The following is a 23,368-nucleotide window of genomic DNA, read 5'->3' on the forward strand; positions in this document are numbered from 1 at the left end:
GTCACGCCCCGTCCGCCCCCTCCTCCGGCGCGGCCGGGTCCGACGGGCTCGGCGCGGGCGGACTCGCCTCCGCCGGCGGCGACGCGGAGGGCTCCGGCTCCGGCGGTGTGTCCGACGGTTCCGGCTCCGGCTCCCGGGGCGGGCCCGGGCGGCCGGGTCCGCCGTCACCGCCGCCGCCGGGCGGGTCGGCGACGGAGGGCCCGGCGGACGGGCGCGCCGGTTCCGCGGACGGCTCGCGCCGGTCCTCCGCCGCTTCCGGTTCGCCCCCGCCGCCCGGTTCCCCCGCGTCCCGTTCCCCGGCGCCGGGCTCCCGGGGCGTGCCACCGCCCGGTTCCGCGAAGGAGCCGGGGGCGTGGACGCCCCCGGCGGGCCCGCCCTCCTCCGCCGCCTCCGCCGGTTCCGGTTCGGCGAAGGAGGTGTGGCCCACCGGTTCCGGTCGCGTCTTCGGCCCTTCGGACTCCCCGACGGTCATGCAGCCGCCCAGCGTGGCGACGGCCAGCCCCGTCAGGGCCGCCACCCCCGTACGGACGGCGCGGGCGGTTCGGGCGCCGGGGACGGCGCGGGGGCCGGGGACAACGCGCACGGACGGACACCTCCGGGGCGGACGGCTAGGGGCGCCCTGCCCAACTCCCCCACCCGTGCGGAGGACACGCCCCCGCGGACGCCTCCTCGCGCCGCCCCGGCCCGGCGAACGCCTCCTCGCCCCGTGTGCCCTGTGCCCGTGACCGCCACGGCCCCGGCCCGCCGCCACCACCGGCCGTCAGGCTGACGCGGCACCACCAGCCCGCGCCACCGGCCCGTCACCACCGGCCCGTCACCGCCAGGCCGAGGAGGACGGCGCCGAGGCCGACGAGGGGCGTCCCCAGGGCGTTCGCGGCGGCCGGGAACCAGCGGCCGCGCTCGGCGAGGCACAGGGTCTCGTAGGAGAACGTCGAGTACGTGGTGAGCGCGCCGCACAGCCCGGTGCCGAGCAGCGTCCGCGCCGCCTCCCCGGCCGCGCCGCCGCCCACCGCGCCGGTCAGGACGCCCAGGACGAGGCAGCCGGTCACGTTGACGGTGAACGTGCCCCACGGGAAGGCGGACGCGTGCCGGGCCTGCACCGCCCGGTCGGCCAGGTAGCGCAGCGGAGCACCGACGGCGGCTCCGAGCGCCACCAGCAGCCAGCTCACGCCCGCACCGCCAGCACCCGGCTCACGTCCGCACCGCCACCGCCCGGGTCAGCGCCGCGCCCGCCCAGACGGCGAGGAGCGCGCCCACCAGCGTCCCGGCCAGGTAGAGCACGGCGGACCGCAGGGCCCCGGCGTCCAGCAGCAGGGCGCCGTCGAGCGCGTACGCGGAGAGGCTGGTGAAGCCGCCGAGCACGCCCACGCCGAGGAACGGCCGCACGAGCGGGTGCGGGTGGCGCCCCGCCACCAGCGTCATGAGCGAGCCGAGCAGCGCGCAGCCCGCCACGTTGACGAGCAGGGTGCCCGTGGGGAAGCCCGGGCCGCCGGGCGGCCACAGCACCTGGACGCCGTGGCGGGCCAGCCCGCCCAACGCGCCGCCCAGCGCGACCGCCCCGAGTACGGTCCACCGGCGGCCGCTCCCGGCACCGGCGCGGGCGGCCGGCGGGAGCGGCACGGCGCCGGAGCCGGGCGCGCCGTCGCCGTCCGCCGGGGCGGGGCTCACCCGTACCCCAGGGCGTGCAACCGGTCGTCGTCGATGCCGAAGTGGTGCGCGATCTCGTGGACGACGGTGATCTCCACCTCCTCCACCACCAGTTCGCGCCCGCCTTCCTCGCGGGCGCACAGGCGCAGGATCGGGCCCATGTAGATCGAGATGCGGTCCGGGAGGGCCCCGGCGTACCACTCGCCGCGCTCGGTCAGGGGCGTCCCCTCGTACAGGCCCAGCAACTCGGGCTCCCCCGGAGGCGGCTCGTCCTCCACGAAGACGGCCACGTTGTCCATGAGCCGGGTCAGTTCGGGCGGGACGCGGTCCAGCGCCTCCGCGACCAGTTCCTCGAACTCCTCGCGCGTCATCTCCAGCACTGGGCCATTGTCGGGTACGGGACGGCGGAACCGCATACTCGGGACCTGGCCTGGGCAGAGGGGCGGCATGGCCCGTGATCCGATGAGGCCGTTCGGCGCCGCCGTCCGCCGCCTGCTCCACCGTCCGACCCGTCCGGCGCGTCCGGCCCGCCGGGGCCGCACCGGCCTCGCGCGGCCGGCCCGCTCCGCGCACCCGTTCGCCCGCGCGCTGGGCCTGGCGGCCGTGACGCTGCTGGGCGCCTGGATCGGGCTGCTCACCGTGGGGAACGTCCACAAACCGGTCGGCCCCATGGACACGACGATGACGCTGCGGCCCTCCGCCGAGGGCGGGACCCGGATCAACGTCGCGCCGCTCGGCGCGCTGGAACTGGAGAGCCACCAGGCGCCGCTGCGCCTCGACGTGGACGTCACCCGGCTCGACCCGGAGCGGGTCGGCTCACTCGTCGACCGCCCCGAGACCATCAACGGGCTCCAGGACCAGGTCACCGCCGACGTCCGGGACGGCACCCGGGACCTGGCGGTGCGCGCGGCGATCGCCGTCGTCTCCGGGGCGACGGCGCTGGGCCTGGTCGTCTACCGCAGGCCGCGCCGGGCCCTGGCCGCCGGGGGGCTGGCGCTCGCCCTGCTCGCCGCCTCCGGGGCGAGCGCGTACGCCACGTGGAACCCGAAGGCCGTCCTGGAGCCGAAGTTCTCCGGACTGCTCGCCGGGGCGCCGAGCCTGGTGGGCAACGCGCGCAGCATCGCGTCGGACTTCGACATCTACTCCCGGGAGCTGGCCCGGCTGGTGACCAACGTCACCAAGCTCTACGACGCCGTCTCCACACTGCCGACCTACGCGCCCGACCCCACGACGATCCGGGTGCTGCACGTCTCGGACATCCACCTCAACCCGGCGGCGTGGCCGATCATCGAATCGCTGGTGGAGCAGTACGAGATCGACGTCGTCATCGACAGCGGCGACACCATGGACCACGGCACGGCGGCCGAGAACGCCTTCCTGGACCCGGTCGCCGAGCTGGGCGCGCCCTTCGTCTGGGTGCGCGGCAACCACGACTCGCTGTCCACCCAGGAGTACCTGGAGGGCCTGGACAACGTGTACGTCCTGGACGACGGCAGGGCCGTCACCGTGGGCGGGCTGCGGATCGCGGGCATGGGCGACCCCCAGTTCACGCCGGACCGCTCCGTGGTGGCCCAGGGCGATCCGGCCGAGCGCGCGGCCGGACGGGAACTGGCCGCCGCGCTGCGGGCCGAGCAGCGCCGGGGCCGTCCCGTGGACATCGCCGTCGCCCACAATCCGGTGATGGCCGAGCAGACGGCCGGCACCGTCCCGCTCGTCCTGGCCGGGCACACCCACAACCGCAAGCAGCACGACCTGCCCGGCGGCACGCGGCTCATGGTCGAGGGCTCGACGGGCGGCGGCGGCCTGCGCGCGGTCGAGGGCGACGTCCCGGAGAACGTGAACGCCTCGGTGCTCTACCTGAGCGAGGAGACGAAGCGGCTCCAGGCGTGGGACGAGATCACCCTCGGCGGGCTCGGCCTGACGTCCGCGGAGGTCAGCCGCCACCTCCCGGACGACCCCAAACCCGGTTCCGTCCCCTCCTCCCCCGACTCCCCGTCGCCGTCCCCCGGATCGCCCTCCCCCGGAACGCCGTCCGCCACGCCGCCGCTCCGCGAGCCGTCCGGCACCGGAACCCCGGCTCCGCCGACGCCGTCCGCCGCCGCCCCCTGAGCGGCGCGCGATCTGTTTTGGCGAACCGTCCCGGTATCCCATATGCTTCTCACGTCCCCGACGCGCTGACGAAGCGCCCAGGTGGGCCATCAGCCCTCATCGTCTAGTGGCCCAGGACGCCGCCCTTTCAAGGCGGTAGCACGGGTTCGAATCCCGTTGGGGGCACGCAACACCTGTGCGAGACTGGTTCTCGCACGGCTCCTGGTCCTGTGGAGCAGTTTGGAGTGCTCGCCACCCTGTCAAGGTGGAGGCCGCGGGTTCAAATCCCGTCAGGACCGCAGCAGCCCGTCAAGGGCTGCGTGGCTGGGTAGCTCAGTTGGTACGAGCGTCCGCCTGAAAAGCGGAAGGTCGCCGGTTCGACCCCGGCCCCAGCCACAGCGCTGAACAGCGAAAAGGCCCGGACAATGATCTTGTCCGGGCCTTCGCTTATGCCGTGACATCCATGCCTGACATCAGTGGGTCAGACCAGCTCCCCGCTCAGCTTGTCCAGGGCGCGCCGCTTCTCGTCCAGGGACGCGTGAGCGTAGACCTTCATCGTCACCCCGTGATCGCTGTGCCCGGCGATCTCCATCACGACGTGCGGCGGCACGCCGAGGTCCAACAGGAGCGTGATGCAGGTGTGCCGCAGGTCGTGGAAGCGATGGGTCAGCCCGAACTTCCGGCGAATCGGGCCCCAGCTTCGCCGGAGGTTGTCCGGCTCGTAGGGCGTCCCAATGCGGGAGGGGAAGACGAGCCCGTTCTCCTTCCACTCCGTCCCGGCCGCCGCCCGCTCCTGTGCCTGCCGCTCCTGGTGCTCGGTGAGCGCCTCCACGACCAGTTGCGGCAGCGGAAGCGTCCGGGTCGAACTCGCCGTCTTAGGCTGCACGAGCTGTAGCTCCCCTCCGACACGCTGAAGGTTCGTAGCGACGATCAGGGTCCGACGTTCGAGGTCCACAGCCGTCCAGGAGAGCCCCAGCAGCTCACCCCGCCGCATCCCCATCGTCAGAGCGAGCACGTAGAGCGCGTAGAACCGATGGTCTCGCAGCTCCTTCAGCACCAGCTTCGCGACCGAGGTGGGGAGCCCCTGACCAGTCGCGTAGCTAGGTGCCGGCGTCCGCACGAGCCGGGCGACGTTCCGCAGCACCAGTTCTTCCCGAAGGGCGTGCTGAAGTGCGTTGCGCAACACGGAGTGGATGTACTGGACCATCCGGGTGGACAGTTTCCGCTGGCAGCAGTGCCCCACCGCGCAGCAGCGCGGCTCGGTCCGATTCTTGTCCCACTCCCGCTTGCAGCACTGGCACTCGTTGCGCAGCCGGTTCAGCCACGTCCGCACCTCCTGGGTGCGCAGCTTTCGTAGCTTCTTCTTCCCCAGCCCGGGTACGAGGTGCACGGTGACCACGCTCGCGTACCCCTGGTACGTCTTGGGCCGCCGATTCGGCTCCACCTCTTCGGCAAGCCAGTAGGCCAGGAACTCGGCGACGGTCGATTCGGAGTCGGGAACAGGGATGCCACCGTGTTCCATCGACTTCAGTTCGGTCAGCTTGGCATCAGCCTCGTTCCAGGTCTTGCCGTAGACGTACATCCGCTTCCGGATACCAGAGCTGGTTGTGACGTACGCCATGCCGACGTACCGGCCATCCTTGCGGCGGGTGATAGATCCGGCACCATTCGGGTTGCGCTTCCTGCGGGCCATCAGGCGGCTTCCTCCATCTGGTTGCTGATGAACTCGGCAAGGGCAGCGGCCGGGATGCGTCGAGCCCGGCCGATGGTGATGCTGCGGAGCTGCTTGGAGCGGATCAGGTCGTAGACCTTGAAGCGACTCAGGCGGAGTGCGGTCATGACTTCGGGCACGGTGAGCACTTCCGGCGTGCCGGGTGCGGTGTCGATCATTGCGGCCTCCGGGCGGGAGCATGCGGCCCCCTGTCATCAGGTCCGCTACTTCCGCTACCTCCGCTACCGCCCTGGTCAGGGGCGTGATCGTGGTAGCGGATGGGGGTAGCGGTAGCGGATGGTCCGCTACCGGCCCGGGTGTCGTCGGGCCGGGTCGGTAGCGGTTGTTCGGCGCGGGGTAGCGGAGGTTTCGGGCGTTGCCGCTACCGGTGTCAGGGCTGTGAGCTGGCCGGTAGCGGCGGTAGCGGAAGTAGCGGACTTTCCGGGGGTGGGGGGCAGTACCGCGCCCAGGCGTCCGCGAGGTCGGCCGCGTAGTAGCCCTTGAGGACTCCGCCGCCGGTCTTGATGTTGCGGGCGGCGATGGGGTCGTTGTCGGCCGTGACGTACTGGCGCAGCAGCTTGGACAGGCCGCGTGCGTCCAGGGGCTTGCCGCCCATGTCCGCCCACGGGGCTTCGTCCAGGCTGTGCAGCCGTTCCAGGACGGCGACGGTGGGCAGGCGGTCGATGCCGTTGAGGACCTGGTCGCGCAGGTCGGTGAGCAGCCGGATGCCGATGCTGCCCTTGTCGTCGCTCTTGGAGGCGTTGACCAGCTCCACACAGGCGGCGCGGGCCCGCTCGGGCCAGTGCCCGCCTGCCGCGTCGGCCACGGCGATGAGCGGTTCCCACACGTCGGCGGGGCGGTCGGTGACCCCTTCGGGCATGTCGGGGAAGACACCGTCGACCATGGGCCGGGCGGCTTCGGCCCACTGCGCGAGGCGGTCACGGATCTTGTTGCCCTGCGCGGTGTGGATGCGGGCCCGGAAGGGCTCCACGCTCTCGTTGCGAGCGCGGCGGCGCATGCGGACGATGATGGAGCGGGTCATGATCGTGTCCGGCAGGTTCCCCAGCCCCGCGACCGCGACCCCGCAGTAGGACGGGAAGGGCACGACCGACTGCGTCGAGCCGTCTCCCACGCACCGGTAGGTGACGCCGGAGCGGCGGTGTCCGGCGTTGAGGAAGCCGCGCAGTTCCTCGTTGTCACCGGCCTTGGGGCCAAAGACGGTGTCGATCTCATCGAAGAGGATCGTGGGCCGCCCCTCGGGTCCGGAGACGGCGCGGAAGAGGGCAGCCGCGGAGGCGTTCACGGCCACCATCGGCTGAGGGACCAGGGTCTCCACGATCTCCAGCGCACGGGACTTCCCCGACCCCGGTTCGGGGGAGAGGAAGGCGATGCGCGGGGTGGAGTCGAAACAGTCGAGCAGGTGCGCGTGCGCGTCCCACAAGGTCACCGCGACGTAGGCGGCTTCCAGGGGGAAGACGTTGAAGCGGCGGTGGAACGCCTCCACCTCGTCCAGCAATGCGGCGCCGTCGATGGCACTCATGCGGCCACCCCTCCTTCGGTGTTGACGCGCAGCGGGCACACGTCGCGGTGGTCGGCGTGGTCTTCGCTCAGGGCGAGCACGCGGGCGGGCCCGGCGGCGCGTTCGTGGCGTCCGCACAGGCACCACGAGATGGCCGTGGGCGAGGTGCCGTAGGGGGCGGTGATGTGCAGCCAGGCGACCGGGTACCGCCCGTCGCCCGCGTGCGGGTCAGGGAGAGAGCGGACGGCCTTGCGGCCGACGACCGTCCCGGCGCCCACGGCCGGTGCAAGCGGGGCCGGTGGGGCGGGGTGCGGCTGGTCGGGTGTGGTGGTGATGCTCTTAAGGCGGGGGCGGGGGTTCATGCGGCCCTCCGGTGTCCGGCGCCGTTGTGGGCGATGGACCAGTTCAGGGCGCTGGTGATGGCGGGGGTGCACTCGGATTCGCGCAGTCCGGCCGCCTGCCCTGCCTCCTTAAGAGCTTGCTCGACCACGTGCCGGGCCAGGTCGCCGGACGCGACGAACCGCCCCAGTGCGCGGGCGGCCCGCACGAGCGTCCAGTTCCGCACCCCTTCTGATGCCCCGGCGACGTTCGCGGTCTCGTTGCGCAGGGCTGCGGCGACGTACCCGGGTACCGCGCTCGACACTGCCGGGGTCCCTGCGGTGGGGCGGGGCGGGGGTGGCGGGGCGAGGGCGTCCAGCAGCCACCGGGGCAGGGGCGCGGGCGGGGCGTGGTCGGTGACCTCGTAGGCGCCGTGGGGGAGGGTGCTGCCGGGGGCGACGACGTAGCCGCCCCAGGCCCGGGTGTCCACCAGCGGCCCGAGCCGTCCGGCGGTGTTGGCCAGCCGGACGCCGGGCGAGGCGGTGAAGTACAGGTGCTCCCCGCCGCTGGCGGTCCGCACGCGGCGGGTGGTGGGGACGGCCTGCCCGGCGCGCTCGCAGAGCGCATGGAAGGTCGTCGCGCCGCAAGGCGCGTCCGTCTGGTTCTTCGGCTTGTCCAGGTCGATGACGACCAGTTCGGCCGGGCCGGTGGCGATGCCGATGTTGTAGGGCCGGTGGGCCCAGGCTGCGCGAATGCGGGCGGGGTCGATGCTGGCGCGCTGCTCCCACTTGGCGTGCCCGGATGCGCAGTCGCCGGTTCGGGGGCAGGCGTGTTCGGCGTGGAGCGCGGGGCGCTTGCTGCCGGGCAGGAGGGGGAAGACGGGCCAGCCACGTTCGGCGGCATCCAAGGCTGCGTTCAGCAGCGCGGGGCGGGGGTCGTCGGGCATGCTGGAACCTCCACTGTTGAGTTGGTGGTGAGGGCGGCCCCGGATCTCTGCCAGGAGGGGGGCCGCCCCGTTGCGTGTCAGGCGTGGGTGTCGTGGTCGGGGGTGAGGAGGGCGGCGATCTCGCCCCCCAAGGTGTTCAGGCGGTGTTCGATGGCGTGCCAGGAGTCGGGGTCGATGGAAGCCAGCGCGTAGGCAGCGCTGGCGGTGTCACCGCGCTGGACGGCGGCGATGGCGTCGCGCAGTTCCCCGGCGGCCATCAGGCTGATGCGGTCGGCCATCACAGGCCCCCTTCTCAGACGTTGGGGATGGCGGCGATGACGGCGGCAGTGAAGTCGTTGATGGCGGGGGCGGCGCCGGTGGAGGCGAGGAAGTAGCCGAAGGCGGCGGCGACGAACGCGGCCCCGGCGCCGAGGGTCTTGGACTTGATCAGGACGGCGAGCAGGGCGCCGAAGAGGAGCGCGAGGGAGATGGTCACGGCCACGGCCGGGCCTCCTTGGAGTGAGCGGGTGCGGGGGCGTGCGTGCCTTCGTGGTGGAGCCGGGTGGTGCGGTTGTAGAGCCAGCGGCCGACGCGGATGCGCTTGCCGTGGCCACGGCAGGGGCGACAGGGCTTGCCGCGCCGGTCGGTGGTGAGGGCGAAGCCCAGTCCGTTGCAGCGGCGGCACGTCCCGAACGGCGATGCCGCACACACACCGGCGTAACCGAGGGTGACGAGCGCGAGGATGGCCATAGCGGCCAGGGCGAGGGGCATGAAGGGCCTCCACGGGTCGGTTCCGGGGCTTTTCGCAGGTAGGCCGCTAGGTGTTAGCGGCCTGATCAGATGTGGTGTGGGCCGCTAGCGGGGCCGCTAGACCTAGCGGGGGCTGCCGCTAGGTCTAGCGGGCGTTGACGCTCAGGCGGCGTCCGCGCTTCCGTCACGCTCCGCAATAGCGGCGACGATGTCGGCGCGCTTGATGCCGCGCCGGTTGGCGCCCTTGCCGCCTTCGGTGGTCCCCCACACCTGCCCGGTCTTGACGCCGTAGGGCTTCAGCGCGGCGGTCAGCTGCTCCCCGCCCCAGTCCCCGTAGACCTCCGGCCGCAGCTCCGCCAGCCGGGCGACCACGGTCTCGGACCACAGCTTGGGTTCGTCGGCGCCGACCACGGCCAAGATGTCGCCCAGCAGGTCATAGGCCGGGCCGGTCGGGGCCGCGTCGTAATCCTGCCCCAGCGCGTATCCGGCCAGCGTGCCCGCGGCTTGGCGGGCGGTGCGGGCGCGGGCGGCGATGGCGTCGGCGGCGGGGGCGTCGATGAACACCGACCGAACGATCCGCGCGTCCGCCCCCTCGCCCACGAAGTAGTGGATGCCCTTGTCACCCCAGGCGAACATCGTCGCCCGCACCCCGCGCTTGTAGGCGGAGGTGCCCAGCACCATGTCGTTCTCGGTCTGGCCCATCACCTTCAGGCAGAACCGCGCAGAGGCGTTGGCGCTGATGCCGGTGGGCAGGGACTTGGCGTCCGGGCGCTGGGTGGCCAGCAGCAGCACGATGCCGGTGGCCGGGCCCCGCTTGACCAGGTCGGTGCAGACCTCTTCGAACTCCTTGCCGTGCTCGGGGTGCTCGAACCACACCTGGCACTCATCGACCCCGACCACGATCGGATGCAGACCAAGGCTGGTCTTGTCGGCCAACTGGGAGGTGACCTTGGACTCGGGGCAGATGTCCCGGGGCAGGCCCCGGATCACCTTGGTGCGCCGCCGCAGCTCCTCGCGCAGCTCCCTCAGGTCCGCCAGCGCGTACTCGATGTCCTCTTCCTCATCCCCGGCGCGGTGCCGGTGGGAGGCGGCGTTGCCGACCGGGTCAAGGTCGCCGGTGCCCTTGAGATCGTAGGTGTGCAGCTCCGCACGCGGATCGAGTGCGGCAATGAGCAGCAGCAGGCGGAGCAGGAAGGTCTTGCCCATGCGTGGGATGGCGCCGATCACGCCCGCGATGTACATGAGGGTGATCTCCACCCACCGGCCGCGCGGGTCGGTCCCGAACGCGACGGGCTTGAACAGGTCCACGCTGCCGGACTTCGCCAGCGGCCACACCGGCTGGCGGGACTTGGACATGTCCTGGTCCCCCACCCACAGCACCAACCGGCCGGTGTGTTCCTCGGCCACCGCCTCGGGCCACACGCAGCCCAGCGGGCGGCGCAGCCCGGAGGCAAGCTTGTCCCGCCGGTCGATGACGTCGGTGACGGTCACGCCGTAGGGCAGGTCACCTTCGGCGCGCCAGCCGCGTCCGTCGCGGGCGATGGGGGCGGTGAACTTGAACCCGTCCCCGCCCTTGGACTGCGCCTGACTGATCGCCGGAATACCCAGCGCCCCCAGCGCCCGAAGCACGATGTCACTCGTGAGCTTGGGCGTCTTCCCCGACTCCACCGCGCGGTGGACGATCGGCGCGTCCGCCGGGGCGCCCAGCCATCCCATGGCGAGGGTCACTGACGCCCCGGCCAGCGCGAGCAGCCACCCGGGGGCAAGGACGTACATCGACAGGGCCGTTCCGAGACCAACGAACGCGGCCACGATCGCGACCAGGGTCCGCCAGCGAACCCGGCGGTCACGCTGGCGAGAGAGGGTCATGTACTCGGCCACGTTCTCGCGGCGGGCGGCGGCAGAGCGCAGCGGGTCGCCTTCCCGGTCGGCCACCCACCGCAGCGCCCCGCCGACGAACTTCGCGGCCCCGGCGGGGGCTTGGGCGGTCAGGCGCAGGGTGTACCAGGGCAGGCGAACGGCGTGGTAGGTGGTGGTGTGGCCGATGTGCCCGGCCAGCCACCGCGCCCCCGCGGCGAACTCGGCCTGTGAGCGCGCCCACCCCGGAAGCACGTCCCGCCGCTTGGCCCCCCGCCACCGATCCGTCAGACTCTCGCCCGACCCGGCGGAAGGTGAGTCGACCAGCACCGGACCCGCCCCCTCACCGGGGCCGCCACCGGGAGTGTCCGCGTCGGCGTCGGGGTCGGGCGGGGTGCGCAGGGAGCGCGCCTTGTTCAGGTCGATGACCGCACCGGCCGGTGCAGGCGGGGCGGAGTCGGGAGCGGTGGTCATCTCGTGTTCGAGCCGGGCGAACAGCTCCCGTTCGTCGTCGTTGCCGTCGTGCTGCTTCACTGGCACTTCCTTCCTGAACAGGGGAGGGGCCGGGCTCGGACCGCGTGCTGTGGTAGGTGGGCGACCGGGCCCGGCCGTAGGTGTTTATGCCGCGAGGGCGGCGGGGTGTCCGTGGTGGCAGTCGGCTCGGGTGAGACGACGGTTCATGCCGCCACCGGCGTGGTGTGGTGATGGGTGAGGTACTGGGTGGCGATCCAGTGGGTGTAGGCGGGGGGTACGGCCTGGCGGGCTTCGCGGTTGGTCATCCAGGTGCAGCCCATGGCATCGGCGTAGGTCCGCTCGCCCTTGTGCTCGAAGGCCAGGAGGCCAGGGCGGTGCCAGCAGGGCGGCAGCAACTCCCCGCCCCCGCCCCATGAGGTCTCGAAGGCGCGGTGGCGGCGGACGTTGAGGCCGAACTGGGTTCCGCACAGCAGGTAGTGCGGGCGCAGCGGGGCTTGGGGGACGTTCTCGATCACCCAGGGCAGGCCGGATGCTTGCAGGCGGGCGCGGCCGGGGGTGAGGAGGTCGGGGTGGGCGCCCCGGTCGCCGCGCCAGGCGGTGACCGGGGCGAACGCCTGGCAGGGCCAGGAGGCGTGGACCAGGTCGTAGCCGTCCAGGGGGAAGGTGAGGGCGTCGGCCTGGTGGAAGGTGAAGGGGTAGTTCGGCTGTGGGGCGATGTCCACCCCCACCACCTCGAAGCCCGCCAGGTGGTAGCCCATCGACATCCCGCCCGCGCCGCAGCACAGGTCCAGCACCCGCAACCCGTTCCACGGGCGGGCCCTCATGCCGCCACCCGCTTCCACGCCGCCCGCAGCCGCACCTCGGAGGCGGAGTGCCCCCCTGCCCGGAAGCGGGTGGCCATCTCCCGGTAGGACAGGGGCGGGGTCCGGCTGTGACGGATCTCGTCAACCAGCCGGTCCAGCTCGGCATCGCTCAGGGCGGGACCGGCTTCCAGCGCGGACGCCTCCACCGGCTGACTAGGTCCCCAGACCGGGAGATCCCAACGGGGTGTGACGCCGGGTGTGACGGGGTCCGTCACGCAGGTCAGCGCCTTGCCCGTCCCCTCACCCGAGCGGGCCGCCTCCAACGTCGCCCACGCCTGGGAGAGGGTTTTGGCGGTGCGGGCCTGGACGCGTGCGACGCGGGCACCGGCCTCCGTCACGGCGGCAAGACGCGTTTCCTCCGTCCCGGCGTCGGCCCGCAGCCGGGCCCGGGCGACGGCCGCTTCGTCGCGGGCGTCTTGACGGATACCGCGGATCACGCCGAGCGCGGCGGGCGTGAGCGCGGTGCGCTCCCACAGCCCGTGTACCACCCACAGCGCCTTCGCGGCGATCGGCAGCCACGCCACGGCCAGCCACGCACCGGCCGACCCCTCGGCGCCCAGCGCGTGGAGGACCAGGACGGCGGTGGCCAGCAGACCGAACGTCCAGCCGACGGCGGTGACGGTCCGGCTGTGGTCGCCCTGGGCGGCCAGGCGGCGTTCGTAGGCCAGGGTGGCCAGCCAACCGCCGTCGATGCCCAGACCGACGACCACGGCCACCGGCCACGGCACGGCCGCGCCCAGCCACATCACCACCACGGCCAAGGTGAGCACCATCGAGACCGCCGTCATGGCGGCGGCCGGGAGAGCAGTGGTCTTGGTGTTCATCCCGCCACCCCCCGAGTGCCCCGGCGGCCGGCACGGCGCCCGTTGACCGTCCGGCAAGCCGGAGCGGACCCCGACGCGATACGCCAGCCGCCCCCGTCCCGCTTGGCCGCGTACATCGCCTCATCCGCCAACCGCAACGCCACCGGCAACACCGGGACGTCCAGCTCGGCCGTCAGGCACGCGCCGATGGAGGCCCCGAGGTGGAGGGTGTGGCCCTTGTAGGCGAGCGGGGCGCACAGGTGGTCGTGGAGGCCGCGCAGCAGCCAGGGAACCGCGTAGGCGTGCGGGGCGGGCACGACGGCGGCGAACTCATCCCCACCGAGCCGAGCGACGATCCCGCCGCGCCCGTCGTCCTCCAGTGTCTCGGTCAGCGCACCGGCGGCGGCGGTCAGGGCGTGGTCACCGGCCGCGTGGCCGTGGGTGTCGTTGACCGCCTTGAAGCCGTCCAGGTCGATGACCAGGACCGCGTGCGGGCCGCGCCGCAGGGCGCGGGTGGCGGCCCGCTCGAACGCGGCCCGGGTGCGCAGCCCGGTCAGCGGGTCACGGCGGGCGGCGCGGAGCTGACGGCGCAAACACAGCCCGTGCACCCCCCAACCCGCCGCGAACGGCGCCGCCGCCACAGCGGCCGGAAGCAGCGTTGCGGCGCTCATGCGGCGCCCCCGATCACCGCGAGAACAGCGGCGACGACCAGCAGGACACCAGCGGCACGGGTGATGTCCACCGCGCGACGCAACCCGGTGTACTTGGCCAGCGCGACGCGGGAGAGCGCCACCACGGCTTCGGGCCGGCGGTCGTGCGCCATGTCGGCACGCAGGGTCTCGGTGGTAAGGGTGGCCCAGTGCGGGAAGGTACCCGGGCAAGCGCCCAGGCGGGGGCGGATGACCCCCAGCAGGACGGCCGCCCCCGCGATCAGCGCGGGAGCTCCCAGCGAGAGACGGGGAAGGGCCGTGCCGAGTCCGGCGAGAACCGCGCCGTTGAACGCGATCAGCAGCGACGCCTTGGTGTCGGTACGGGTGATCTCCGCCTTCACGTCCGCCCGCGCCTCGGTGAGCGCGGCGTCCGTACGGTCCGGCGTCGGGTTCGTCGGGGTGGTGCTCATGCGATCACCTCGCTGTGGCCGTTGGCGCGGTTGGTCAGGTCCCGCCGGGCGTCCAGCACCCGGCCCAGGTGGCGCCGCCACCGCCGCAGGTCCAGCTCCGTGGGCACGCGGTCCAGCAGCGCGATCTCCACGTCCAGCAGCTCGACCTCAGCGCGGACCAGCGGCATCTCGGTGTCGATGACGTCCAGCTCGGCCGTGGTCGGCTCCGCGTCCGGCAGCGGGACAGCCGCCGGTGGGAGGATGGGGTTCATGGGTCGTGACTCCTCAGGTCGGACGGCCCGAAAGCGGCCCCGGTGGTGCAACACCGGGGCCGCGTGCCGTCAGGGGCGAAGCGGAGGATTCCGGCTCCCCTCAGCCCCGCCCGTACGAGTCGGGCAGGGGAGGCAACCGGCCGCAGCCGAAACGGGCTGCGGAAGTTGGGATTGCGCTGTACCTCGCGTAAACCCGCAGGTAGCGGGCCACGTGGCCGCCTACTTGGCCGAGGAGAGGCGGCATGATCCCCATGCAGTTGTCAAAGACCAGGCGCTTCCTTTCGACCCGTTTCACGGGGCCGTCCGGGCGCTCACCGAGCAGCACAAAGAAGGCCCCTCGATGTCGCTCCGCCTTGCGGCCTTGCGATGTGACCAACGTAGCCATCCTGCCTAGGCAGGTCAACCGGTTGTCCATCATGCCTAGCTTGGATGGGTCGCCTAGCATGGTGGTATGAGCCTTGACCCGGATGACCCCCGCCCGCCGTTTCAGCAGGTCACCAGCGCCTTGCGCGCCGCGATCCTCACGCGCAAGTTCCAACCGGGAGATCAGCTCCCATCAGGCCCCGATCTGGCCAAGCACTACGGCGTGGCGCGTGCCACGGTGGACAAGGCCATCGGCCTGCTGCGCGACGAAGGGCTGATCGTCACGCGCCGGGGCAGCGGCTCGTTCGTGCGTCAGCGCACCGAGCGGCCGGTGGGGCTGCGGCCCCACATCGAGGCGTCGTTCGCTCAGCCGGACGTGACTATCGACTTCGCGGGCTTTTCCAGCGAGACGCTGCACAACGCGCTCCAAGAGCCCCTGGACAAGATCCGCTCCGGCAGGCTCACGCCGACATCCGTCAGGGTGCGGCTCTTGCTCCCCGAGACGGACGCACCGATGGCAACGCCCGTCTTGACGGAAGGGTTGCGTGACGATCCGGTCCTGCGGGAGCGGGCCCGCAAGATCGCAGTAACGAACACCGAAGGCATCATGCATTCGGTGGGAGTTCTGGCGGAACTGGGCCTTGTCGAGTCCGCGAGCGTGGAAGCCCGGGTCTACCGGGGGCCCGCCCTCTTCAAGCTGTACATCCTCAACCGGGCCGAAGCGTTCTTCGGCTTTTACCCGCTCCGTGAACGGACGCTCCAGTTCGACGGGGAGGACCGTACGTTCTTCGACGTCAGGGGCAAAGACACCACGTTGTTCCACCACTCCGCCGGGCCGGATGAGGACTCGACAGGCTCGCAGTACGTCCGGCAGGCGCAGGAATGGTTCGACAGCGTGTGGAGCACCATCGCCTACGAGCGTGCGTCATGACGGGCGACCGCCGCGACCTGGTTACGGCTTTGGCGCCCGTCAGGCATGTTCTGTTGGACTTCGACGGCCCGGTTTGCTCCATCTTCGCCGGACTGCCGGCACCAGCCGTGGCCCAGCTACTACTAGGTGATTTGCGCCGCGCGAGAGGCCCCGTTCCGGATGCTTGGGCGCAGGAGTCGGACCCTCTCGCCTTTCTCCGAAGAATTGCCGAAGAGGCTCCCGAACTCACCGCACTGGCGGATGAAGTGCTGACTCAGTTGGAAGTCGAGGCCGCCCAGTCCGCACGGCCCACTCCTGGCGCGGAAGCAGCGTTGATGGCCTGCGCCGCGTCAGGCCGAGCCGTCCACGCGGTGAGCAACAACAGCACAGCGGCCATTGCGGCCTACCTCGATGCGCACGGCCTGCGCGGGCTTTTCGCGTCCGTCGTCGGCCGGGTGCCGGGCGTGCCGCAGTCGATGAAACCGAGCCCTCGTCTCCTCATAGCAGCGATGGCAGACGCCGACGCGAAGCGGCCCGAGTGCATGTTCGTCGGGGATGCCGTCCGGGATGTTGAGGCGGCGACCGCCGCTGGCATTCCGACCATCGGCTACGCCAACAAAAAAGGCAAGCGCGAGTCCCTGACGGCGGCCGGAGCTGTGGTCATCATCGATCACATGGAGTCCGTGGCTTCAGCCCTCACCAGCCCCGGGCCCCCTGGCGACTGACATCAACCCTGACATCAACAGCGGCGCACAACCGATGTCAGGGACACCCCACAGCAGTGGTGACTTCGACATCACGGCAGGGCGTGAGGCGCCTGAAAAGCGGAAGGTCGCCGGTTCGACCCCGGCCCCAGCCACTCTCGCTGACCAGCGAAGAGGCCCGGACGATCATGTCGTCCGGGCCTTCGTGCGTTCCGGTGCCATCACACAGCCTGACGCCAGCGGGGCGGGAAGGCTCCCCGGTCAGCTCGTCCCGGGCCCGCCGCTTCCCGTCCAGCGACGCCTGGCGCGGACCTGCGTCGCCACCCCGTGGCGGCGGTGCCTGACGGCCTCCCTCACGACGTGGCAGCGGCACTCCCGGAGTGAGCGGGAGCGTGGCGCACGTGTGCCGCTGATCATGGAACCGGTGCGCCAGTCCGGATGTGCGCCGAACCGGCCCCCAGCCGCGCCGAAGGCTGTCCGGCACGAACGGCGTCCGATCCGCGATGGGAGGACGAGCCCTTCCTCGTGCCAGTCGCCCCTCCCCGGGCCTGCCCCTCCTGGTGCTTCCCAGGCGCCGCTCCCGCGTCAGCCCGTACGCCGGCGGGGCGGGTGAGCAGCCCCCGAGCCGGTTTCAGCTCCGCCCCAGCCGGAGGCGTGAAATCCAAGGCACTCTTCTTCCACGGATTCTCGGCCCTGATTTCCGGTAGAGTTCTTCTACGTCCACCGCGATTGCGTCATCGTACAGACGCTGGAAGTAATGCAGGAACGGCCCCTCTCTCCTCTCCCGCTCCTTCAACACGAAGGGCTCCAGCACCCCCCACACTTGCACGGTACGGTAGTTGAACACACCTAGTGCGATGCGGCGATCCAACGCTTCGAGCGCGTACATCATCCCTATGCTCTCGTACAGGAAAGCGACGTTCCACACAGCGTGTCTGGCCTGCTCGGGCAAGCCCGCGATACCTCCGCCAGGCGAGTGCTCGACGACAAGGCGGTCGACGACGTAGTCCTGGTCACGCTGGTACTCCTTGTTCCGCACGTCGCGCAGATACACCTCAAGGACGGCACTGAATGCTTTCGCCGTCCTCGTATGGCGGAACTGCCGCCAGGCGGTTACCGCGGAAACGGCTAAGGCGAGCAGCGAGACGGCCAGAGTTGCCGCGTTATGCATAGTCCCCCCTCAAGGCTCATGCAGTGCTGGGCAGTATGGCACTTCCCGCACTCGCCCGCCTAGGCCCCTAGGGGAATTCCCGATCTATCCCCCGCCGAGCAAGAACGTTCCTGCATCACCGCGAGGAGCGCGTGCATCGGGCCGGCGCTGCGTGCGGACTGACGCGCAGGAAGGCCGGTACGCGTCCGCGTTCCGGGACGGTGAAGGTCCGCTCGACGGTGCGCGGGGTACGGCCTATGCGGAGACGCCCATTTCTCGCGGCCGTTGTAATCGTTGCCTTGCGGACGGCGGACGGCGGACGGCGGACGGCGGACGGCGGACGGCGGACGGCAGACGGCAGACGGCAGACGGCAGACGGCAGACGGCAGACGGCAGACGGCAGACGGCAGACAGCGGACGGCAGACGGCAGACAGCGGACGGCAGACGGCGCCGTCGGCCGTCCGGGGAGCCCACGTCGACGGCAGCGGACGGGCGCCGGTTCCCGCCGCAGCGGTGGGACGGCTGGGACAGCGCAGTGGCCTAGGACGAGGGCGGGCCGTCCGGGGCCGCCACGCGTGCCGCCGCCTCTGGCGGACGGCGTCTCGCGTCCGGCCCGCCGCCCCGCCCGCCTCCCCCGGCGCCGGGCAGGGCGGCGGCCCGGGCGGCGTGCGGACGGGCGGGCGGTAATGCGGTCGCGGCGCGTCCCGGCGGAGTGGGATGCTGGAGTCCGTATGTCCACTGCGCCTGACCTCACCCTGCCCGCCCTGCTGGAGCGGGTCTCCGAACTCATGCCGCGCGACGAGCGGCGGCTCGGCCGCCGGCTCGACGGCGTCCGCCGCATCCGGAAGCCGGACGCGAGGGCGGCCGTGCTCGCCGAGATCGCCGCCGAGATCGAGCAGGCGGAGGCGCGCGTCGCCGCCCGGCGGGCGGCCGTCCCGCACGTCACGTACCCCGCGGCGCTGCCGGTCAGCCAGAAGAAGGACGACATCCTGGCGGCCGTCCGCGACCACCAGGTGGTGATCATCGCGGGAGAGACGGGTTCCGGCAAGACCACCCAGATCCCGAAGATCTGCCTGGAGCTGGGCCGGGGCGTCAAGGGGCTGATCGGGCACACGCAGCCTAGGCGCATCGCCGCGCGGACGGTGGCCCAGCGGGTCGCGGACGAGCTGGGCACGCCGCTGGGCGAGGCGGTGGGCTGGAAGGTGCGGTTCACCGATCAGGTGAAGGACACGACGCTCGTCAAGCTGATGACGGACGGCATCCTCCTGGCGGAGATCCAGACGGACCGTGAGCTGCGCCAGTACGACACGATCATCATCGACGAGGCCCACGAGCGCAGCCTCAACATCGACTTCCTGCTGGGCTACCTGGCGCAGCTGCTGCCCCGGCGTCCCGACCTCAAGGTGATCATCACCTCGGCGACGATCGACCCCGAGCGGTTCTCCCGGCACTTCGGGGACGCCCCGATCGTGGAGGTGAGCGGGCGGACGTACCCCGTGGAGGTGCGCTACCGGCCGCTGGACGAGGACGGCGAGGAGGGCGAGGGCGACCGGGACCAGGTCACGGCCATCTGCGACGCGGTGGACGAACTCCAGGCCGAGGGGCCGGGCGACATCCTGGTCTTCCTCTCCGGCGAACGGGAGATCCGCGACACCGCCGACGCGCTGGCCAAGCGCAGACTGCGCTCCACCGAGGTACTGCCGCTGTACGCCCGGCTCTCGCACGGCGAGCAGAACCGGGTGTTCCAGCCGCACGGGGGGCGCCGGGTCGTGCTGGCGACGAACGTCGCGGAGACGTCGCTGACCGTGCCCGGCATCAAGTACGTCATCGACCCGGGCACCGCCCGCATCTCCCGTTACAGCCACCGCACGAAGGTGCAGCGGCTTCCGATCGAGCGCATCTCGCAGGCCAGCGCCAACCAGCGCAAGGGCCGCTGCGGCCGGACGTCCGACGGCATCTGCGTACGGCTGTACTCGGAGGAGGACTTCCTCGCCCGCCCCGAGTTCACCGACGCGGAGATCCTGCGGACGAACCTGGCCTCCGTCATCCTCCAGATGACCGCGGCCGGGCTCGGTGACATCGCCCGGTTCCCGTTCATCGACCCGCCCGACCACCGCAGCGTCAAGGCCGGTGTGCAGCTCCTGGAGGAGCTCGGCGCGCTGGAGACGGCCCCGTCGAAGACGGACGGGCAGCCCGCGGAGGCCGCCGGGGGTGCGCGCGGGGAGGCCCGGCGGGAGGGGCGCGGACGGCTGACGGACACCGGCCGCAAGCTGGCGCAGCTTCCCGTGGACCCGCGGCTGGCCCGCATGGTGCTGGAGGCGGACCGCAACGGGTGCGTCCGGGAGGTCATGGTCATCGCGGCGGCCCTGTCCATCCAGGATCCGCGCGAGCGGCCGGTGGACAAGCAGCAGCAGGCCGACCAGCAGCACGCCCGCTTCCGCGACGAGAACAGCGACTTCCTGTCCTTCCTCAACCTGTGGACCTATCTGCGCGAGCAGCAGAAGGCGCTGTCCTCCTCCGCGTTCCGCCGCACGTGCCGCGCCGAGTTCCTCAACTACCTGCGCATACGCGAGTGGCAGGACATCTACACGCAGCTGCGCCAGGTCGCCAAGTCGCTGGGCATCCACGTCGGCGAGCAGGAGGCGTCGCCGGACGCCGTCCACCAGTCGCTGCTGGCGGGCCTGCTGTCGCACATCGGGCTGAAGGACAGCGAGAAGAACGACTACCTCGGGGCGCGCTCCGCGAAGTTCGCCGTCTTCCCCGGTTCGGCGCTGTTCAGGAAACCGCCGCGCTGGATCATGTCGGCGGAGCTGGTGGAGACGTCCCGGCTGTGGGCGCGCGTCAACGCGCGGATCGACCCGGACTGGGTGGAGCCGCTGGCGCAGCACCTGGTGAAGCGCACGTACAGCGAGCCGCACTGGGAGCAGAAGCAGGCGGCGGTGATGGCCTACGAGAAGGTGACGCTGTACGGGGTGCCGATCGTCGCCCAGCGGAAGGTCAACTACGGGCGGATCGACCCGGAGACGTCCCGGGACCTGTTCATCCGCAACGCCCTCGTGGAGGGCGACTGGCGCACCCACCACCAGTTCTTCCGGGACAACCGCAAGCTGCTCGGCGAGGTCGAGGAGCTGGAGCACCGGGCGCGGCGCCGCGACATCCTCGTCGACGACGAGACGCTGTACGACTTCTACGACCAGCGCATCCCCGAACACGTCGTCTCCGGAGCGCACTTCGACTCCTGGTGGAAGCGCAAGCGCACCGAGGAACCGGACCTGCTCAGCTTCGAGAAGTCGATGCTCATCAACGAGCGGGCCGGGGCGATCACCAAGGCCGACTACCCGGACACCTGGCGGCAGGGCGGGCTGCGGCTGAAGGTGACGTACCAGTTCGAGCCGGGCACGGACGCGGACGGCGTCACCGTGCACGTGCCGCTCCAGGTGCTGAACCAGGTGACGTCCGAGGGGTTCGACTGGCAGATCCCCGGCCTGCGGGCGGAGGTGGTGACGGAGCTGATCCGCTCACTCCCCAAGCCGATCCGCCGCAACTGCGTCCCGGCGCCGGACTACGCGGACCGGTTCCTGGCGCTGTTCCCCTCCCCGGCGGACGTGCCGCTGGCCGAGCCGCTGACGGCCGTGCTGGCGCGCGAGCTGCGCCGGATGACGGGGGCGCCGGTCGCGCCGGAGGACTTCGCCTGGGAGAAGGTGCCCGCGCATCTGCGCGTCACCTTCCGGGTGGTGGACGAGCGCGGGCGCACCGTGCGGGCGGCGGCCAAGGGCGGCACGGGGGGAGCCGGGGCAGCCGGGGACGCTGAGGACAAGGAGCTGGAGGTGCTGCGGCTGCGGTTCCGCCCGCAGGCCCAGGAGGCGCTGACGCGGGCGTTCGAGGCGTCCGCGGGCCGTTCCTCCGGACGCGGTGGCCGGCCGGGCGCGGCCGGTGCGGGGACGCGCGGGGCGGGCGGCGGCGAGCGGGCGGGCGCGGCGTCCGGCGGCGCGGAGGGCGCGGACGGGCGGGGCGCCGGGACGCGTCCGCGCACGGGGCTCACCGCCTGGACGATCGGCACCCTGGAGCGCACCTTCGAGACCCGGCGCGCCGGACAGCCCGTCCGGGCCTACCCGGCGCTGGTGGACGAGGGCACGTCCGTCTCGGTCCGGCTGTTCGACACCGAGGAGGAGCAGCAGGAGGCCATGCTGCGCGGCACCCGGCGGCTGATCCTGCTCAACCTGCCGTCGGACCCGGGGAAGTTCGCCCAGTCCAAGCTGTCGAACCAGCAGAAGCTGGCGCTGGCCGCCTCCCCGCACGGGAACGTGCAGCGCCTGTTCGAGGACTGCGTGAGCGCGGCGGCCGACCTGCTGATCACGGCACACGGCGGTCCGGCGTGGGACGAGGAGAACTTCCGCAAGCTGTTCGACGCGGTGCGCGCGGACGTGGTGGAGGCGACGCTGCGGACGGTGCGTCAGGTCCGGGAGGTGCTGGTGGCCTGGCAGTCGTGCGAGCGGCGGCTGAAGTCCCCGGAGCTGGCCCGCAGCGCCACGCTGCTGCCCTCGCTGACGGACGTGCGCGGCCAGCTCGCCGCGCTGGTGTGCCCTGGTTTCGTCACCGCGCACGGGGCCCGCCGCCTGCCGGATCTGCTGCGCTACCTGACGGCCGTCGACCGCAGGCTCCAGCAGCTCCCGACGAACGCGCAGCGCGACCTCAGCCGGACGGCGAAGGTGCGCGAGATGCAGGACGAGTACGCGTGGCTGCTGGAGCAGTTCCCCCCGGGGCGGCCGGTGCCGCCGCAGGCGCGGGAGATCCGGTGGATGATCGAGGAGTTGCGCGTCAGCTACTTCGCGCACGCCCTGGGGACGGCGTACCCGGTCTCCGACAAGCGGATCGTGAAGGCGGTGGACGCGGCGGTCCCGGCGGGCCGCTGACCGGTGCGGGCGGGCTCCGGCGGCCGGGGAGCGCGGATTCGCACTGCTGCCCCGGCCTGCTGTACAGTCTGGTCTCGCGCCCGGCGCTGAACTGGGCGGGCGCGATGGTCCTGTGGAGCAGTTTGGAGTGCTCGCCACCCTGTCAAGGTGGAGGCCGCGGGTTCAAATCCCGTCAGGACCGCACGTCGTCGAGGGGCCCGGATCGCCGAGATCCGGGCCCCTCGTCGTGTCCGCCCGCCGCGCGCCCCTCCTGCCGCCCGTCTTGACGCCTTTCCGGGGCGCGAGTACGCCTGCTGCAACGGGAGGAGACGCCATGGCGACGACGTCGGACCGGCGGCACGAGACGGCGGCCCTGCTGCGCGCCCACCTGTCGGCCGCCACCCGCTACCGCCACGCGACGCGCCGTTGTCCGGTGTGCCACCGCCTGCGGCTCCTCGCGGCCCAGGAGCCAGCCCAGGAGCCAGCCCAGGAGACGACGGCGCGGGAGACGACGGCGCGGGAGACGACGGCGCGGGAGACGACGGCCCAGCGGCCGGCGCGGGAGACGGAGCAGGAGGCCGCCCAGGGGCCGGTCCGCCGGGCGGACGGGACCGGGGGCGCGGACGGCGCATGCGCACCCACGCCGCGGGGTACACGAGCGCTCGGCGAAGCGGGTGACGTCCGCACGGTTGCGGCGCCGGACGCGGCCGGGCACGTGGCCCCGGAGGCGGCGGAGGACCAAAGACCCTCCCTCCAGTGACCAAAGACGCCTCCGCCGCCGCCTCGCGGGTGCGATGGTGGAAGTCGCAGGGGGGCGGGCCCGGAGCGTGCGGGCCGGCGGACGCGGTTCACCGGGCGCGCACCGGCAGCCACCGTGCCACTACCCCAGGTGGGACGCGGGCGGCAAGAACCGCGCGCTGTGACGGGTGTCACCGAAATGACCGCGGAAGCGCGGGAGTTTATCCCGTTCCTACATGGGCTCAATTTAATATGTGCAATTGCACTGCACCTTCGGATACCCG

At 72.2% G+C, this 23,368-nt stretch carries 24 protein-coding genes and 4 tRNA genes; 9 read left to right on the plus strand and 19 right to left on the minus strand.

What is annotated here, in order from left to right; all coding sequences use genetic code 11:
• Position 1: 1 nt before the first annotated feature.
• The 4 genes from V1J52_RS16800 to V1J52_RS16815 all read right to left on the minus strand — a co-directional run bounded on the left by V1J52_RS16800 (position 2) and on the right by V1J52_RS16815 (position 2,018).
• Positions 2-583: a hypothetical protein gene (locus V1J52_RS16800; protein ID WP_330140656.1), complete on the minus strand. Its 582-nt coding sequence runs from the start codon at positions 581-583 to the stop codon at positions 2-4.
• A gap of 217 nt (positions 584-800) precedes the next feature.
• Positions 801-1,169 carry a fluoride efflux transporter CrcB gene (gene crcB, locus V1J52_RS16805; RefSeq protein WP_330140657.1) on the minus strand — a complete coding sequence of 123 codons (369 nt, stop codon included), beginning with the start codon at positions 1,167-1,169 and terminating at the stop codon, positions 801-803.
• 22 nt (positions 1,170-1,191) lie between these two features.
• Positions 1,192-1,668 (minus strand): fluoride efflux transporter FluC, encoded by a 477-nt coding sequence (locus V1J52_RS16810; RefSeq protein ID WP_330140658.1) that lies wholly within the window; start codon positions 1,666-1,668, stop codon positions 1,192-1,194.
• Entirely contained in the window at positions 1,665-2,018 is a 354-nt protein-coding gene (locus tag V1J52_RS16815; RefSeq protein WP_330140993.1) for a metallopeptidase family protein, read from the minus strand. Before V1J52_RS16815 ends, V1J52_RS16810 begins: the two co-directional genes overlap by 4 nt.
• Before the next feature lie 76 nt (positions 2,019-2,094).
• Between V1J52_RS16815 and V1J52_RS16820 the strand changes: the two genes are divergently transcribed.
• From V1J52_RS16820 to V1J52_RS16835, 4 genes are all read left to right on the plus strand, one after another.
• Positions 2,095-3,756, plus strand: coding sequence for a metallophosphoesterase family protein (locus V1J52_RS16820; protein ID WP_330140659.1), 1,662 nt, complete (start codon positions 2,095-2,097; stop codon positions 3,754-3,756).
• A gap of 92 nt (positions 3,757-3,848) precedes the next feature.
• Positions 3,849-3,921, plus strand: a tRNA-Glu gene (locus tag V1J52_RS16825).
• A 38-nt stretch (positions 3,922-3,959) separates the two neighbouring features.
• Positions 3,960-4,034: transfer RNA gene (locus V1J52_RS16830), tRNA-Asp, on the plus strand.
• Positions 4,035-4,057: 23 nt separating this feature from the next.
• Positions 4,058-4,131: transfer RNA gene (locus V1J52_RS16835), tRNA-Phe, on the plus strand.
• Between the two features lie 85 nt (positions 4,132-4,216).
• Here the strand turns inward: V1J52_RS16835 and V1J52_RS16840 are convergent.
• From V1J52_RS16840 to V1J52_RS16905, 14 genes are all read right to left on the minus strand, one after another.
• Entirely contained in the window at positions 4,217-5,356 is a 1,140-nt protein-coding gene (locus tag V1J52_RS16840; protein WP_330140660.1) for a tyrosine-type recombinase/integrase, read from the minus strand.
• Between the two features lie 71 nt (positions 5,357-5,427).
• Positions 5,428-5,625, minus strand: coding sequence for a helix-turn-helix domain-containing protein (locus V1J52_RS16845; protein ID WP_330140661.1), 198 nt, complete (start codon positions 5,623-5,625; stop codon positions 5,428-5,430).
• Positions 5,626-5,837: 212 nt separating this feature from the next.
• Complete coding sequence (locus tag V1J52_RS16850; protein ID WP_330140662.1) at positions 5,838-6,986, minus strand: DUF3631 domain-containing protein; 1,149 nt, start codon at positions 6,984-6,986, stop codon at positions 5,838-5,840.
• Positions 6,983-7,327, minus strand: a complete 345-nt coding sequence (locus V1J52_RS16855) for a hypothetical protein (RefSeq protein WP_330140663.1) — start codon at positions 7,325-7,327, stop codon at positions 6,983-6,985. The genes V1J52_RS16850 and V1J52_RS16855 overlap by 4 nt, the downstream gene beginning before the upstream one ends.
• Positions 7,324-8,229 carry a bifunctional DNA primase/polymerase gene (locus V1J52_RS16860; RefSeq protein ID WP_330140664.1) on the minus strand — a complete coding sequence of 302 codons (906 nt, stop codon included), beginning with the start codon at positions 8,227-8,229 and terminating at the stop codon, positions 7,324-7,326. The genes V1J52_RS16855 and V1J52_RS16860 overlap by 4 nt, the downstream gene beginning before the upstream one ends.
• A gap of 77 nt (positions 8,230-8,306) precedes the next feature.
• Positions 8,307-8,507 (minus strand): hypothetical protein, encoded by a 201-nt coding sequence (locus V1J52_RS16865; protein ID WP_330140665.1) that lies wholly within the window; start codon positions 8,505-8,507, stop codon positions 8,307-8,309.
• 14 nt (positions 8,508-8,521) lie between these two features.
• Complete coding sequence (locus V1J52_RS16870; protein WP_330140666.1) at positions 8,522-8,710, minus strand: hypothetical protein; 189 nt, start codon at positions 8,708-8,710, stop codon at positions 8,522-8,524.
• The gene (locus V1J52_RS16875; protein ID WP_330140667.1) at positions 8,701-8,979 is read right to left on the minus strand and encodes a hypothetical protein; all 279 of its coding nucleotides are present in this window, start codon (positions 8,977-8,979) and stop codon (positions 8,701-8,703) included. Before V1J52_RS16875 ends, V1J52_RS16870 begins: the two co-directional genes overlap by 10 nt.
• Before the next feature lie 141 nt (positions 8,980-9,120).
• Positions 9,121-11,289 (minus strand): cell division protein FtsK, encoded by a 2,169-nt coding sequence (locus V1J52_RS16880; protein ID WP_330140994.1) that lies wholly within the window; start codon positions 11,287-11,289, stop codon positions 9,121-9,123.
• Positions 11,290-11,492: 203 nt separating this feature from the next.
• Positions 11,493-12,113, minus strand: coding sequence for a DNA cytosine methyltransferase (locus tag V1J52_RS16885; RefSeq protein ID WP_330140668.1), 621 nt, complete (start codon positions 12,111-12,113; stop codon positions 11,493-11,495).
• Positions 12,110-12,976 carry a protein spdB gene (locus V1J52_RS16890; protein WP_330140669.1) on the minus strand — a complete coding sequence of 289 codons (867 nt, stop codon included), beginning with the start codon at positions 12,974-12,976 and terminating at the stop codon, positions 12,110-12,112. Before V1J52_RS16890 ends, V1J52_RS16885 begins: the two co-directional genes overlap by 4 nt.
• Complete coding sequence (locus tag V1J52_RS16895) at positions 12,973-13,626, minus strand: GGDEF domain-containing protein (protein ID WP_330140670.1); 654 nt, start codon at positions 13,624-13,626, stop codon at positions 12,973-12,975. Before V1J52_RS16895 ends, V1J52_RS16890 begins: the two co-directional genes overlap by 4 nt.
• Positions 13,623-14,075: a Pycsar system effector family protein gene (locus tag V1J52_RS16900; RefSeq protein WP_330140671.1), complete on the minus strand. Its 453-nt coding sequence runs from the start codon at positions 14,073-14,075 to the stop codon at positions 13,623-13,625. Before V1J52_RS16900 ends, V1J52_RS16895 begins: the two co-directional genes overlap by 4 nt.
• The gene (locus V1J52_RS16905) at positions 14,072-14,326 is read right to left on the minus strand and encodes a DUF6284 family protein (protein WP_330140672.1); all 255 of its coding nucleotides are present in this window, start codon (positions 14,324-14,326) and stop codon (positions 14,072-14,074) included. The genes V1J52_RS16900 and V1J52_RS16905 overlap by 4 nt, the downstream gene beginning before the upstream one ends.
• Before the next feature lie 451 nt (positions 14,327-14,777).
• Between V1J52_RS16905 and V1J52_RS16910 the strand changes: the two genes are divergently transcribed.
• Together V1J52_RS16910 and V1J52_RS16915 are read left to right on the plus strand one after the other, a co-directional pair.
• A complete protein-coding gene (locus V1J52_RS16910) occupies positions 14,778-15,620 on the plus strand; it encodes a GntR family transcriptional regulator (protein WP_330140673.1) in 843 nt (280 codons plus the stop codon).
• The gene (locus V1J52_RS16915) at positions 15,617-16,324 is read left to right on the plus strand and encodes an HAD family hydrolase (protein WP_330140674.1); all 708 of its coding nucleotides are present in this window, start codon (positions 15,617-15,619) and stop codon (positions 16,322-16,324) included. Before V1J52_RS16910 ends, V1J52_RS16915 begins: the two co-directional genes overlap by 4 nt.
• A 610-nt stretch (positions 16,325-16,934) precedes the next feature.
• Here the strand turns inward: V1J52_RS16915 and V1J52_RS16920 are convergent.
• A complete protein-coding gene (locus tag V1J52_RS16920) occupies positions 16,935-17,474 on the minus strand; it encodes a DUF4760 domain-containing protein (protein WP_330140675.1) in 540 nt (179 codons plus the stop codon).
• 711 nt (positions 17,475-18,185) lie between these two features.
• Between V1J52_RS16920 and hrpA the strand changes: the two genes are divergently transcribed.
• The 3 genes from hrpA (at position 18,186) to V1J52_RS16935 (ending at position 23,106) form a co-directional block, all read left to right on the plus strand.
• Positions 18,186-22,367, plus strand: a complete 4,182-nt coding sequence (hrpA, locus tag V1J52_RS16925) for an ATP-dependent RNA helicase HrpA (protein ID WP_330140676.1) — start codon at positions 18,186-18,188, stop codon at positions 22,365-22,367.
• A gap of 106 nt (positions 22,368-22,473) precedes the next feature.
• Positions 22,474-22,548 (plus strand) — tRNA-Asp (locus tag V1J52_RS16930).
• Positions 22,549-22,680: 132 nt separating this feature from the next.
• Positions 22,681-23,106, plus strand: coding sequence for a DUF6274 family protein (locus V1J52_RS16935; RefSeq protein ID WP_330140677.1), 426 nt, complete (start codon positions 22,681-22,683; stop codon positions 23,104-23,106).
• The last annotated feature ends 262 nt before the right edge of the window (positions 23,107-23,368 follow it).

It is taken from the genome of Streptomyces solitudinis, from assembly GCF_036323765.1.
Taxonomy (GTDB): Bacteria; Actinomycetota; Actinomycetes; order Streptomycetales; family Streptomycetaceae; genus Streptomyces.

Excerpts from the sequence above, each read along its gene's own strand:
- V1J52_RS16860 (WP_330140664.1), bottom strand. The coding sequence starts at position 8,229 with ATGCCCGACGACCCCCGCCCCGCGCTGCTGAACGCAGCCTTGGATGCC.
- V1J52_RS16915 (WP_330140674.1), top strand. The coding sequence starts at position 15,617 with ATGACGGGCGACCGCCGCGACCTGGTTACGGCTTTGGCGCCCGTCAGG.
- V1J52_RS16885 (WP_330140668.1), bottom strand. The coding sequence starts at position 12,113 with ATGAGGGCCCGCCCGTGGAACGGGTTGCGGGTGCTGGACCTGTGCTGC.
- V1J52_RS16865 (WP_330140665.1), bottom strand. The coding sequence starts at position 8,507 with ATGGCCGACCGCATCAGCCTGATGGCCGCCGGGGAACTGCGCGACGCC.
- V1J52_RS16890 (WP_330140669.1), bottom strand. The coding sequence starts at position 12,976 with ATGAACACCAAGACCACTGCTCTCCCGGCCGCCGCCATGACGGCGGTC.
- V1J52_RS16875 (WP_330140667.1), bottom strand. The coding sequence starts at position 8,979 with ATGCCCCTCGCCCTGGCCGCTATGGCCATCCTCGCGCTCGTCACCCTC.
- V1J52_RS16850 (WP_330140662.1), bottom strand. The coding sequence starts at position 6,986 with ATGAGTGCCATCGACGGCGCCGCATTGCTGGACGAGGTGGAGGCGTTC.
- V1J52_RS16920 (WP_330140675.1), bottom strand. The coding sequence starts at position 17,474 with ATGCATAACGCGGCAACTCTGGCCGTCTCGCTGCTCGCCTTAGCCGTT.
- V1J52_RS16900 (WP_330140671.1), bottom strand. The coding sequence starts at position 14,075 with ATGAGCACCACCCCGACGAACCCGACGCCGGACCGTACGGACGCCGCG.
- V1J52_RS16880 (WP_330140994.1), bottom strand. The coding sequence starts at position 11,289 with ATGACCACCGCTCCCGACTCCGCCCCGCCTGCACCGGCCGGTGCGGTC.
- V1J52_RS16840 (WP_330140660.1), bottom strand. The coding sequence starts at position 5,356 with ATGGCGTACGTCACAACCAGCTCTGGTATCCGGAAGCGGATGTACGTC.
- V1J52_RS16815 (WP_330140993.1), bottom strand. The coding sequence starts at position 2,018 with ATGACGCGCGAGGAGTTCGAGGAACTGGTCGCGGAGGCGCTGGACCGC.
- V1J52_RS16820 (WP_330140659.1), top strand. The coding sequence starts at position 2,095 with ATGGCCCGTGATCCGATGAGGCCGTTCGGCGCCGCCGTCCGCCGCCTG.
- V1J52_RS16910 (WP_330140673.1), top strand. The coding sequence starts at position 14,778 with ATGAGCCTTGACCCGGATGACCCCCGCCCGCCGTTTCAGCAGGTCACC.
- V1J52_RS16855 (WP_330140663.1), bottom strand. The coding sequence starts at position 7,327 with ATGAACCCCCGCCCCCGCCTTAAGAGCATCACCACCACACCCGACCAG.
- V1J52_RS16935 (WP_330140677.1), top strand. The coding sequence starts at position 22,681 with ATGGCGACGACGTCGGACCGGCGGCACGAGACGGCGGCCCTGCTGCGC.
- V1J52_RS16905 (WP_330140672.1), bottom strand. The coding sequence starts at position 14,326 with ATGAACCCCATCCTCCCACCGGCGGCTGTCCCGCTGCCGGACGCGGAG.
- V1J52_RS16895 (WP_330140670.1), bottom strand. The coding sequence starts at position 13,626 with ATGAGCGCCGCAACGCTGCTTCCGGCCGCTGTGGCGGCGGCGCCGTTC.
- V1J52_RS16845 (WP_330140661.1), bottom strand. The coding sequence starts at position 5,625 with ATGATCGACACCGCACCCGGCACGCCGGAAGTGCTCACCGTGCCCGAA.
- hrpA (WP_330140676.1), top strand. The coding sequence starts at position 18,186 with ATGTCCACTGCGCCTGACCTCACCCTGCCCGCCCTGCTGGAGCGGGTC.